Annotated in this window: 11 protein-coding genes; 1 reads left to right on the top strand and 10 read right to left on the bottom strand. The window is 54.6% G+C overall.

The annotated features are described in order from the left end of the window. Positions 1-26: 26 nt before the first annotated feature. Both yajL and panE read right to left on the bottom strand, forming a co-directional pair. A complete protein-coding gene (gene yajL / locus CKF42_RS10115) occupies positions 27-623 on the bottom strand; it encodes a protein deglycase YajL (RefSeq protein WP_009091730.1) in 597 nt (198 codons plus the stop codon). Beyond that, a complete protein-coding gene (gene panE / locus CKF42_RS10120; protein ID WP_009091728.1) occupies positions 577-1,497 on the bottom strand; it encodes a 2-dehydropantoate 2-reductase in 921 nt (306 codons plus the stop codon). The genes yajL and panE overlap by 47 nt, the downstream gene beginning before the upstream one ends. Positions 1,498-1,632: 135 nt before the next feature. Here panE and CKF42_RS10125 point away from each other — a divergent pair, with 135 nt between their 5' ends. Beyond that, positions 1,633-2,124, top strand: a complete 492-nt coding sequence (locus CKF42_RS10125) for a YajQ family cyclic di-GMP-binding protein (protein WP_009091726.1) — start codon at positions 1,633-1,635, stop codon at positions 2,122-2,124. A gap of 607 nt (positions 2,125-2,731) precedes the next feature. On the opposite strand, the gene CKF42_RS10130 is transcribed toward CKF42_RS10125, so the two are convergent. From CKF42_RS10130 to CKF42_RS10165, 8 genes are all read right to left on the bottom strand, one after another. After that, positions 2,732-4,096, bottom strand: a complete 1,365-nt coding sequence (locus CKF42_RS10130) for an MFS transporter (protein WP_009091724.1) — start codon at positions 4,094-4,096, stop codon at positions 2,732-2,734. A 132-nt stretch (positions 4,097-4,228) separates the two neighbouring features. Then, positions 4,229-5,116 (bottom strand): heme o synthase, encoded by an 888-nt coding sequence (cyoE, locus tag CKF42_RS10135; RefSeq protein ID WP_111208109.1) that lies wholly within the window; start codon positions 5,114-5,116, stop codon positions 4,229-4,231. Between the two features lie 13 nt (positions 5,117-5,129). Beyond that, positions 5,130-5,459 (bottom strand): cytochrome o ubiquinol oxidase subunit IV, encoded by a 330-nt coding sequence (locus CKF42_RS10140; protein WP_008924889.1) that lies wholly within the window; start codon positions 5,457-5,459, stop codon positions 5,130-5,132. After that, the gene (locus CKF42_RS10145) at positions 5,459-6,076 is read right to left on the bottom strand and encodes a cytochrome o ubiquinol oxidase subunit III (RefSeq protein WP_009091720.1); all 618 of its coding nucleotides are present in this window, start codon (positions 6,074-6,076) and stop codon (positions 5,459-5,461) included. The genes CKF42_RS10140 and CKF42_RS10145 overlap by 1 nt, the downstream gene beginning before the upstream one ends. Beyond that, a complete protein-coding gene (cyoB, locus tag CKF42_RS10150) occupies positions 6,076-8,058 on the bottom strand; it encodes a cytochrome o ubiquinol oxidase subunit I (protein ID WP_009091717.1) in 1,983 nt (660 codons plus the stop codon). Before cyoB ends, CKF42_RS10145 begins: the two co-directional genes overlap by 1 nt. A gap of 4 nt (positions 8,059-8,062) precedes the next feature. After that, positions 8,063-8,989, bottom strand: coding sequence for a cytochrome o ubiquinol oxidase subunit II (cyoA, locus tag CKF42_RS10155; RefSeq protein ID WP_046101354.1), 927 nt, complete (start codon positions 8,987-8,989; stop codon positions 8,063-8,065). Between the two features lie 444 nt (positions 8,990-9,433). Beyond that, a complete protein-coding gene (ampG, locus tag CKF42_RS10160; RefSeq protein ID WP_111208110.1) occupies positions 9,434-10,924 on the bottom strand; it encodes a muropeptide MFS transporter AmpG in 1,491 nt (496 codons plus the stop codon). A gap of 61 nt (positions 10,925-10,985) precedes the next feature. Then, positions 10,986-11,564: a lipoprotein gene (locus CKF42_RS10165; RefSeq protein WP_009091711.1), complete on the bottom strand. Its 579-nt coding sequence runs from the start codon at positions 11,562-11,564 to the stop codon at positions 10,986-10,988. Positions 11,565-11,654: the final 90 nt, after the last annotated feature.

An 11,654-nucleotide genomic window follows, 5' to 3' on the forward strand; every position in this document is an offset into this window, starting at 1 on the left:
TGTCGGGGTCTGACTGATGAGCCTGATCACGCCTGATAGTCATAAATGCCGGGTGCCAGCACCAGTTGTGCGGCAACGTCGCGCGCCATTTCTTTTCCCACCAGCAGATCGATCAGCTTCAGCGCAAAATCCATGGCCGTGCCGGGTGCCTGGCTGGTGAGCAGTTTTACCCGCGGATCCCAGACGACGCGGCGCTCCATCCATTTCTCCGCCGGAATGGTCTCTTTTAAGCCGGGAAAGCCGGTCATGTTTCCGACAGGGAACAGATCGTGGGGAACCAGCACCGTACCTGCCGCCGCGCAAATCGCCGCAACGATTTTATCACTGAGATGAAACTGACGCACCGTTTCGACCAGCAGCGGGCTGTCACGGAAGGTCTCCGCGCCTTTGAGGCCACCGGGCAGGACGATGGCGGCGAAATCGTTGTCGGCGACCTCGACCAACGGTGCGTCAGCCAGCAGGCGGACACCGCGTGAGCAGACGATCTCCCGGCTGCCATCGCTTTCGACGCTGGCGGTGACGACGTTCAGCCCGGCACGAACCAGCAGGTCGATGGTGGTGACGGCTTCGGTCTCTTCACTGCCATGTGCCAGGCAAACCAGCACCGATGCGTTCGCGGTCATAATGGGACTCCTTGCGTTTTACAATGTCATACAGACGGGTGTTCTCCGACAGCACCAGGCCGTGCGTCCGGGCGCGGCGCAGTAAAAAGCCGCTGATGTAGTCGATTTCGGTGAGCCGCTGCGCGCGGATATCCTGCAGCATGGAAGAGGTGTTCGCCGCCGTGCTTTCAATCACGTCGAAGATAATATCCTGCAGGCTTTCGCTGGCTACGTTCTGACCTTCACGCTCCATGACCCAGCTGATCTCTTCGCATAACTGCGCAATCTGTTCCGGATACGCACGCAGCGCGCCGTTCTGGCACTCATATTCCACGCTGAGCGGGTTGATCACGCAGTTCACCGCCAGCTTGCGCCAGCAGGCCGCACGGATGTTGTCATGCCAGGCGACATCGGGCAGGGCATGGTGCAGGATGTCGGCCAGATCGCTGTAAGCAGCGCTTTTGCGGTTACCGGGGCCGATGTGGGTGATGCCGCTGGCGATGTGTTTGATGACGGTGCCATCACGCATCGCGGCGTGCGTCGTGACGCCGCGCAGTAGCGGCTGAGTTAACCCTTTAAGCTCCTCCAGCGTGCCCATGCCATTATGCAGCAGCAGCACCGGGCAGTTTTCCGGCAGAACGCTTTCCAGATTTTTCACGGCGGGTGACACCTGGGGCGCTTTGAGCGTAACCAGCAGCAGCTGGCTTTCCGCCAGAAACAGCGGATCGTTAGCGATGAAGGTGCGGTTGGCTATGTTGCCTTCCGGGTCGACGACATTGGCCGAGCAATAGGGCTGCGGCACCCGCAACCATCCCTGCACCTCGTGTCCCTGACGGGCGAGCGCTGTCAGCCAGACCTGACCAAGAGCACCGCACCCTAACACGGTAATTTTCATACTGCCTCCCGCTGGCGGGCTATCCATTTATTATTTACTGTCACACCATGAGTATAGCGTCGTGCACAGCCTGATTTTATTTAGCACCGTAAGACGCGTATTATGCATGTCACTTTAGCGTCAGGAGAAGAAGAGATGCCATCTTTCGATATCGTTTCAGAAGTCGATCTGCAGGAAATTCGCAATGCGGTGGAGAATGCCAACCGTGAGGTGTCTACCCGCTTCGATTTCCGCAACGTGAGCGCCGAGTTTGAGCTCAACGAAAAGAATGAAACCATTAAAATCACCAGCGAGTCTGATTTCCAGGTTAAACAGCTGGTCGATATTTTGCGTGAGAAGTTACTGAAGCGCGGGATTGAAGGCGGTGCCTTAGAGGTGCCGGAAGAGATTGAGCACAGCGGTAAAAGCTGGGCGGTCGATGCCAAACTGAAGAAGGGCATTGAGAGCGACGTAGCGAAGAAGCTGGTGAAGCTTATCAAAGACAGTAAGCTGAAAGTGCAGACCCAGATTCAGGGTGAAGCGTTACGAGTGACCGGCAAAGCGCGCGATGATCTGCAGAGCGCAATGGCGATTGTGCGCGGCAGCAATCTGGGGCAGCCGTTCCAGTTTAAAAACTTCCGCGATTAAGCGGGGCAGGCTGTGTTTTTGGCCTGAAGGCAGTGATGAAAAACCCGGCTCAGGCCGGGTTTTTTGTTATCTGGCAGGAGCAGCGCTGCATCGATCCAAATTTTGAGCCGTCTAAATGAAGGCGTGGTTTGTGACGTTAGTGGCCTCGTGCGCTGGCTTGCATCTCTTTGAACAAGTAAAGCGTATGGAGCGGGGTGTGAGCTGTAGGGCGTCTGTGCGATCGCGCGCTTGCTCAGGGAGCCTGTGCCTTACGCAAAGACGCAACAGCGCCATCCATGGCGGGCTCAGCGCGGGCCATCCATGGCCCGCGATGCTTTGCTACAGGCACAGGCATCCATCGCTTTGAATTTCTGAGTTGTCTGTAAGAAGACTTGTGCCGGGTTTAAGATTAAGCACAAAATCAAATTCGGGGGGATTCAGCAGCAACGTAGAAGCTTAAGGGGCGCAGGGAACAGGGGCAGAAGAGGAAAGCGTCCCGCGCCAGGACGGCGCGGGCCGAGCATGCCATGGATGGCGGCTTTTGCGACTTTCCGATCTGACCCTGTTCCCTGAGCCAGCTCGATCCTGAAGCGAAACGAGCGGAAGTCGTCGTGAAAATTTTCTTAAACTAGCAACTGCCCAGCAACGCTTCCAGCTCAGGGCGGCTGGTCACTTTACTGTCGATTTTGATGTAGGCACTTTTCTCTTCCGGCACAATAAACACGGAGTTCACCCCTTTCTGCGCTTTCAGGCGCTGCTCCAGATTCGGCAAAGCCAGTGCCGCGTCACTCAGCACAATGCGCAGGCTGCTCACATAAGGGGGTTCCTGCATCGTCATACTGACAAACAGCCAGGCCGCAGCCACCATTGCGCCGACCATGAACACGGTCTGTGCATCGAAATGACCAAACACCCAGCCGCCCATGCTGCCGCCAACGGCTACGCCAAGGAACTGGCTGGTGGAGTAAATGCCCATCGCCGTTCCTTTGTAACCGGCAGGCGACTCTTTACTGATCAGCGAAGGGAGAATGGCTTCCATCAGATTGAAAGCGAAGAAGAAGAGCTGAACCCCAACGACCAGCGTCCAGAAATGCCCTTCCGCACCCCACAGCACGATCTCGGCAATAACGATCATCCCGACGCAGCCCACAAAGACGCGCTTCATGCGACGCTTCACTTCGGCATAAATGATGAACGGCACCACGCCCGCAAAGGCAATCAGCATGGTCGAGAGATAGACTTTCCAGTGTTCCGGGGCCGGGAAACCCGCCTGCTCAAACTGCCCCGGCAAGGCGACAAAGCTCGACATCAGCAGGATATGCAGACAGAAAATACCGATATTCAGCTTCACCAGGCGCGGATTCGCCAGCACCTTGCGAAAGCTGCCTTTGACCATGCCCGATTCACGATTCAGCACATGATGCGGGGTGGATGGCACCACCAGCAGCGTGATGACGATACCCAGCGAGGCCAGGATCGCAATCATCCAGAACAGCGCCTGCAGCCCTAACGCGTGCGTAACGACCGGACCGACGACCATCGCAATTGCGAAGGTGACACCAAAACTGATGCCGATAAAGGCCATCGCTTTGGTGCGGTTCTGCTCTCGCGTCAAATCGGAGAGCAGCGCCATCACGGCAGCGGCAATTGCGCCGGAGCCCTGCAGCGCACGGCCCAGAATAATGCCCCAGATAGAGTCCGTGCAGGCAGCAATAACGCTACCCAGAACAAACAGCAGCAGTCCGCCCACGATCAACGGCTTTCGCCCGATGCGATCGGAAAGCAGACCAAAAGGAATCTGAAAAATCGCCTGGGCCAGGCCATAGATACCAATCGCCAGGCCGATCAGCGTTTCACTCGCGCCCTGTAATGCCATGCCATAAGTGGTCAGTACCGGCAGGACCATAAACATTCCCAGCATGCGTAGGGAAAAGACCGTACCGAGGCCCCATGTGGCACGCAGCTCCACCGGAGTCATTTTATTATCGTTCATTCCAACCTCTGTTAATGTGCTGCATTTATTCTAGGGGGCGGGGCAGGGCGGGTAAAACAATAGTTTTTAAGCAGTCGTAACAAAAAGAAAGGGCGCGAAAATCGCGCCCTTTTCATGCTCTTACGGTGTCCGTTACCAGACGTAAGTCAGCAGGTCCTTCGAGGCCGGAGCCATCGAATCTACCGACATCATCACGCTCAGCGCGGTAATCGTCACGATAGAGAAGACAAACAGTTTACGCGCCCAGACACGATCGTCAGCGGTTTTATAACCGGATAACGCCATGCCCAGCCACCAGACGCTGACCGCAGCGGCCACCACCAGATATTTGTAGCCGGCATAGCCACCCAGCGTCAGCATCAGCGTGGCAATCATAAACGCCAGGATATAGAGCGTAATATGATTTTTTGCTACGGAGATCCCTTTCACCACCGGCAGTACCGGGATGTTCGCCGCCTGGTAATCTTTAAAGCGGAAGATGGCAATCGCGTACGAATGCGGCATCTGCCACAGGCTGAAGATCGCCAGCAGGATTAAGGCACCGGCATCAAACTCATTGGATACCGCACAGTAGCCGATAACCGGCGGTGCAGCACCCGACAGACTGCCAATCAGCGTACCGTAAACGGAATGACGCTTCATGTAGAGACTGTAGATGCCCACGTAAACCACGAAGCCCATCACCCCCAGCCACATGGCCAGCGGATTTGCACCGAAGTAGAGCAACGCAAAGCCAGCAATACCCAGCACAGTGGCATAAACCAGGCTTACTTTCGCGGAGATAAGGCCTTTTACCAGCACCCGATTCCTGGTTCTCTCCATCTTGATGTCGATGTCGCGGTCGATCACGTTGTTGAAAACACAACCCGATGCAACCACCAGTGACACGCCCACCAGGGTGATGAGAAACAGGGCGTAATCCGTGTTGCCTTTAGAGGCCAGCAGGAATCCGCCGATCACAGAAATTAAATTCCCGAAAATAATTCCTGGTTTTGTAACTTGCAGGTATTGCTTAAACATTACGCGTGACTCTTTAGTGAGGCATCATGTTGTAGTTGAGGTTCCACATGATCCACAGTGAGCCTACTACGACAATCAGGATGATGATGGCCGAGAAAACAATGGCTACCATGTTCCAGCCACCCTCAGATTTGCTGTCTAAGTGCAGGAAGTAAACCAGGTGAACCAGCACCTGGATAACCGCACAGACCAGAACAACACCGAGGATAGTACCGTGAGATGCACTGCCATCCATGACCATCCAGAACGGGATCGCCGTCAGGATGATAGAGAGGATGAAGCCGATCATGTAGGACTTCACGCTACCGTGTGAAGCGCCATGTTCGTTAACAGAATGACTCATTACATGGCTCCCATCAGGTAAACAACGGTGAAGACGCAAATCCAGACCACGTCCAGGAAGTGCCAGAACAGGCTCAGACACATGATACGGGTGCGGTTAGTCGCGTTCAGGCCACGTTTGGAAATCTGGAACATCAGCACCAGCATCCAGATCAGACCCGAGGTCACGTGCAGACCGTGGGTACCGACCAGCGTAAAGAAGCCAGACAGGAAGCCACTGCGATCCGGACCAAAGCCTTCCGCAATCAGGTGATGGAATTCATAGATTTCCATGCCGATGAAGCCCAGACCAAACAGGAAGGTCAGCGCCAGCCAGCCGATAACGGCACCTTTTTGCTCCTTGTTCATGGAGATAACAGCCATGCCATACGTGATGGAGCTCAGCAGCAGCAGGGCGGTTTCTACCAGAACAAACGGCAGCTCAAAGATATCTTTACCTGCCGGGCCACCGGCAGTGTTGTTGACCATGACGGCATAGGTCGCAAACAGGGTTGCGAAGATAATGCAGTCACTCATCAGGTAGATCCAGAAGCCAAAGACTTTATTGGCTCCTGCATCGTGATGCCCATGCTCCGCATGGGCGTCGTGGTGATGTTTAATCAGAGTTTCAGTTGACATTATTTCAGACCTGCTTTGCTGATTTCGTCAAAGTGCTGGTTTTCAATCTTCTGAACTTCAGCAACCGGAACGTAGTAATCCACGTCTTCGTCGAAGCTCTTCACGATCCAGGTAACGATCATGCCGAGGAATGAAAGACCTGCCAGCCACCAGATATGCCAGATCAGCGCGAAGCCCATTACCGTCGCGAACGCACAGATAACCAGTGCAGCACCGCTGTTTTTCGGCATATGAATCTCTTCATACGACTCCGGCTGCTTGTACGCTTCGCCTTTCTCTTTCATTTCCCAGAAAGCGTCACGCTCATGCACATGCGGGATCACAGCAAAGTTATAGAACGGTGGTGGTGAAGAGGTTGCCCACTCCAGCGTACGACCGCCCCACGGGTCACCGGTCAGATCACGGTTCTGGTCACGGTCACGGACCGAAACGTAGAACATGGTCAGCTGACACAGGATACCCATTGCAATCAGACCTGCACCGACCGCAGCGACCACCAGCAGAGGGTGGAACTGTGGATCGATATCCTGGCTCAGACGACGGGTCATACCCATGAAGCCCAGCGCGTACAGCGGCATAAAGGCAACGAAGAAGCCGATGATCCAGAACCAGAAGGCGCGTTTGCCCCAGGTTTCGTTCAGGGTAAAGCCAAAGGCTTTCGGGAACCAGTAGGTCACGCCCGCCATACAACCGAAGACAACACCACCGATGATAACGTTATGGAAGTGTGCAATCAGGAACAGGCTGTTGTGCAGAATGAAGTCAGCACCCGGAACGGCCAGCAGTACGCCGGTCATACCCCCTACAGAGAAGGTTACCAGGAAGCCAACGGTCCACAGCATCGCAGAGTGCATCTGGATGCGACCCTGGTACATGGTGAACAGCCAGTTAAAGATTTTAACCCCGGTCGGAATCGCGATGATCATCGTCATAATACCGAAGAAGGCGTTAACGTTCGCACCCGCACCCATGGTGAAGAAGTGGTGGAGCCAGACGATGAACGACAGTACGGTGATCGCGATGGTCGCCCACACCAGTGAGGTGTAGCCAAACAGACGTTTTTTGGAGAAGGTCGCGGTAATTTCTGCGAACACACCAAAGACCGGCAGAACCAGAATATACACTTCCGGATGACCCCAGACCCAGATCAGGTTGACGTACATCATCATGTTCCCGCCCATTTCATTGGTGAAGAAATGGAAGCCGAGATAACGATCAAGGGTCAACAGCGCCAGGGTCACGGTCAGAACCGGGAACGCAGCGATGATCAGGACGTTGGTGCACAGCGCAGTCCAGGTAAAGACAGGCATTTTGAACAGGCTCATGCCCGGTGCACGCATCTTCAGGATGGTCACGAAGAAGTTAATACCGGTTAAGGTCGTACCGATACCGGAGAGCTGAAGACTCCAGATCCAGTAGTCGACCCCGACGCCGGGACTGTACTCCGCGCCGGACAGTGGCGGATAAGCCAGCCAGCCGGTCTGCGCGAACTCGCCCACACCCAGCGACAGGTTAACCAGGATCACACCGACCGCGGTAAACCAGAAGCTCAGGTTGTTCAGGAACGGGAACGCAACGTCACGTGCACCAATCTGCAGCGGAACGGCGATGTTCATCAGGCCAACCACGAAAGGCATCGCCACGAAGAAGATCATAATGACGCCGTGCGCCGTAAAGATCTGGTCGTAGTGATGCGGTGGCAGAATGCCCGCTTCACCGGCCGAAGCCATCACCTGTTGGGTACGCATCATGATGGCATCAGCAAAACCACGCAGCAGCATGACGAATGCCATGATGACGTACATGATACCCAGTTTTTTATGGTCGACAGACGTTAGCCATTCAGACCACAGATATTGCCATTTACCAAAATAGGTGATGGCGGCAATCAGTGCCAGACCACCTAAAATGATACCGGCGACCGTGACCATGATAATCGGCTCATGGTACGGCACTGCATCCAGTGTTAATTTTCCGAACATCGTATTATTCCTCGGCTCCCGCGGAAGCGGCGTGACTCATGTCCATACCTTCATGTTCAGGCATGTCCATCTTCCCGTGGCTGGTCATGAACTTAGCGATAACTTGCTTGAACAGTTCAGGATTCGCTGAAGAGAAATATTCCACCGGGTGGTTTTCGCTTGGTACAGCAACTTTCTCGAAATCTTCCATGGTGGTCAGCGTGTTAGGTGCTGCTTTAACTTTTGCTACCCACTGCTGGAATTCCGCATCGTCTTTGGTTGCAATGGCTTTGAACTTCATGCCAGAGAAACCACGACCACTGAAGTTCGCAGAGATACCGTCGAAAGTCCCTGGCTCATTCGCAATCAGATGCAGCTTGGTCTGCATACCGGCCATCGCATAAATCTGGCTGCCGAGCGTTGGAATGAAGAAAGAGTTCATGACGGAGTTAGACGTGATTTTGAAGTTCACTGGCGTGTTTGCCGGGAAGGCAATCTGGTTCACGGTTGCAATACCCTGTTCCGGGTAAATGAACAGCCATTTCCAGTCCAGTGCAACCACATCGATCTCAACCGGTTTTACATCAGATTGCAGCGGTTTGCTGGGCTCCAGTGCATGGGTCGATTTCCAGGTCAGCACGCTGAGGAAGAGAATGATCAGGATCGGAATGGTCCAGACCACGGCTTCCACTTTGTTAGAGTGTGACCAGTTAGGGCTGTACTTCGCATTCGTGTTGGATGCCCGATATTTCCAGGCAAACACCACGGCCATCAGGACTGCGGGGATAACGACGATCAACATCAGGCCAAAGGCAGTCAGTATCAGCGAACGTTGCTCCAGTGCAATCTGTCCTTTGGGATTTAACAATGCACTATCGCAGCCACTCATTAATAAAGTGCCTGCAATTAATGACAAAATCCCCAAACTTTTATTGTATTTACTGAGTCTCATTTAACGACCTCAATGACAAAGGGCTCTATTGTCGTTTAAGTGTGCGCGCATTTTACGGGAAGGTTTATGCAGTGTAAACCAGCTTAAGGATGTGTCAGATGCGTGTTGACACCTTTTGCTAAGGGTGTCACAGATGTTGCGTCAGGTGACAAATAGTTAACGCAGACAAGCAGTTGGCACCAATATAACAAAAACCAATGGAAGTAACCGCAAAAAAATCAGGGAAAGGAATAACCCTTACTTTTAACGCCCAAATATTTAACAAGTCTGCATCATTTATGTGATGAAATTTAACTAAAGTAATTGCTCACCGGTTTTTAGTATTTCCGCTCCCCCTCCTCAGGCCATATTCTTATTTTCAAAAAATAACAGGCGATGATAAATGACGGCGGCCTGGTCCGTTGACAAAAAAATAAGCCGCAGCCGTTAACCCATCGATTTCACTTAAGCATCTGACGCGGGCAGGGCAGGCGCTCGTTTCAGTGCCCGGTAGTCGAGCAGCAGACCCGACAATACGGCCAGCAACGCGAGTACCATGCCAGTGCCAAACAGGGGTGACAGCAGGGCAGCCAGCACAGTGAGCCCCAGCGCATCCAGCGCCAGCGCCACCAGCCAGAGTCCCAGCACGCCACAGCCTGTTGCAAACAGACGATTCGTCCAGCGATAGCCAAGAGGATAGTAGCTTCGTGTCAGGAATTTGCCACTCTGCTCGACCTGATTTAGCGTCTGACGGCAAAATGCCAGCAGCAACAGACCCGGCACGCCCGCCACGACGGTGAAGGCATAAAAGGCTGGCCAGCCCCAGAGTTCTACCAGCCAGCCCGCAGCCGGACCGACGTAAACCCGGCCCACCGCAGAAAGCGCTGACAGCAGGGCAAACTGGGTCGCGGAGAACGATTTGTTGCAGAGGGTCATCAACAGCGCCACAAAGGCGGCGGTGCCCATGCCGCCACAGAGGTTTTCCACAAAAACCGCGCTGGCCATGCTCCACAGCTGTTTATCCGTCACCGCCAGCAGCCAGTAACCGAAGTTTGAGACAGCCTGCAGCAGGCCGAAAATCATCAGTGCCCGGAACAGACTCAGGCGCTGCATGACGACACCCCCATAGAGCGCACCAATGATGGTCGCCAGCAGGCCCAGCGTCTTGTTAACCAGACCGACATCGCCAGCATTAAAGCCGACGCCGCGAATCAGAAAGGTGGTGGTCAGTGAGGCGGCAAAAGCATCGCCCAGCTTGTAGAGAATAATCAGGGTAATCAGCAGCCAGGCGTTATTGCGCTGAAAGAAATCTTTCAGCGGGTCGACAACAGCCTGACGCAGAGAGTGGGGCGTGGAAATATGGGTGTCCGGCTCGCTCGCCATCAGCGTGGCGATAATGCCTGGCACCATCATCAGCGCCATCAGCCAGTAGGTCGCCTGCCAGCCGAGATAGCGGTCAGCCAGCCACAGCGCCAGCCCGCCTGAAATCAGCATCGCCAGCCGGTAACCCAGCACGGTAATCGCCGCGCCGCTGCCGCGCTCTTCAGGCGGCAGAATATCGGTTTTCCAGGCGTCAAAGACAATGTCCTGTGAGGCGGAGCAGAAGGCAATCAGCACCGCCAGAGCCGCCATCAGGGTCAGATCCCGGCTGGGTTGCAGAAAACCCATCGCCGCAATGCCCCCGACCAGCGCCAGCTGGCTGAGCAGCAACCAGCCGCGACGCCGGCCCAGAAACGGCGGCGTGTAGCGGTCCATCATCGGCGACCAGAGAAACTTAAAGACATAGGCCTGGCCGACCAGCGAAAAGAAACCGATGGTTTTCAGATCGACATTGTCCACCGTCATCCACGCCTGCAACGTGCCGGATGTCAGGGCCAGCGGCAGGCCGGAGGCGAAACCGAGCAGCAGCAGTACGGCGGCATTTTTCTGGCTGAAGAGGCGAAGATAGTGGTTCATGCGGATCCTGCCGGTAACAAACACGATGCCCGGCATCATGCCGGGCAGAGGAGAGGCGAAATTAACGCGCGTTCTGTTTGATGAAGTCGTTGACGCTGGTGTCCTGTGCCATGTCTGCGATGACATCGCTCATGGTGGCGTTGACCGCGTTAGTAATCTTCTGGTTCGTTGCGCTGAACGCGCCTTCTACGCTGTAAGTCTGGCGGTAATTTTTAACCTGTTTGCTGCCGTTTTTGGCGGTAGCAATGATAGAGATGTCCGCTTTGGTGGTGATGCTGTAGCGCACGTTGCCCTGGGTAACGTCAGCATAGAGGTTGTTCACTACGATCTGCAGATCGACCGCGCCATTCGGTCCCACCATATAGCCACGTGCCGTCATCTGTTTCTCCAGCACTTCCTGCAGCAGGAAACGCAGGTCGCGCGATGGTGTCAGGGTCACCAGCTGACCGTCACGGTTCACTTTTGCCAGCGCCTGATCCTGACGCTGATCGGCTCCGTTGATGCTGACGGTGACCGCCATCAGGCCCGGATCGCGCTGTGGCAGCTCAATCTTAGGCTGAATGGTGAGGGTATTATTGCTGGTTGCACAGCCGGCTAAAATGAACGCAGCCAACAGGGGGAATAACAGTTTTTTCAACATACTTTTTCTCGTTGGTGTCAGGGGGTTGGTTTGCAAAAATGGCGTTCATCATAGCATTGCCCGGCAGTGAAAAAAGCCCTGCGCCAGGGG

This window comes from Pantoea sp. ARC270 (assembly GCF_003236725.1).
In the GTDB taxonomy this organism is placed as follows: domain Bacteria; phylum Pseudomonadota; class Gammaproteobacteria; order Enterobacterales; family Enterobacteriaceae; genus Pantoea; species Pantoea anthophila.

Excerpts from the sequence above, each read along its gene's own strand:
- ampG (WP_111208110.1), bottom strand. The coding sequence starts at position 10,924 with ATGAACCACTATCTTCGCCTCTTCAGCCAGAAAAATGCCGCCGTACTG.
- yajL (WP_009091730.1), bottom strand. The coding sequence starts at position 623 with ATGACCGCGAACGCATCGGTGCTGGTTTGCCTGGCACATGGCAGTGAA.
- CKF42_RS10165 (WP_009091711.1), bottom strand. The coding sequence starts at position 11,564 with ATGTTGAAAAAACTGTTATTCCCCCTGTTGGCTGCGTTCATTTTAGCC.
- CKF42_RS10145 (WP_009091720.1), bottom strand. The coding sequence starts at position 6,076 with ATGTCAACTGAAACTCTGATTAAACATCACCACGACGCCCATGCGGAG.
- cyoE (WP_111208109.1), bottom strand. The coding sequence starts at position 5,116 with ATGTTTAAGCAATACCTGCAAGTTACAAAACCAGGAATTATTTTCGGG.
- panE (WP_009091728.1), bottom strand. The coding sequence starts at position 1,497 with ATGAAAATTACCGTGTTAGGGTGCGGTGCTCTTGGTCAGGTCTGGCTG.
- cyoA (WP_046101354.1), bottom strand. The coding sequence starts at position 8,989 with ATGAGACTCAGTAAATACAATAAAAGTTTGGGGATTTTGTCATTAATT.
- CKF42_RS10140 (WP_008924889.1), bottom strand. The coding sequence starts at position 5,459 with ATGAGTCATTCTGTTAACGAACATGGCGCTTCACACGGTAGCGTGAAG.
- CKF42_RS10130 (WP_009091724.1), bottom strand. The coding sequence starts at position 4,096 with ATGAACGATAATAAAATGACTCCGGTGGAGCTGCGTGCCACATGGGGC.
- CKF42_RS10125 (WP_009091726.1), top strand. The coding sequence starts at position 1,633 with ATGCCATCTTTCGATATCGTTTCAGAAGTCGATCTGCAGGAAATTCGC.
- cyoB (WP_009091717.1), bottom strand. The coding sequence starts at position 8,058 with ATGTTCGGAAAATTAACACTGGATGCAGTGCCGTACCATGAGCCGATT.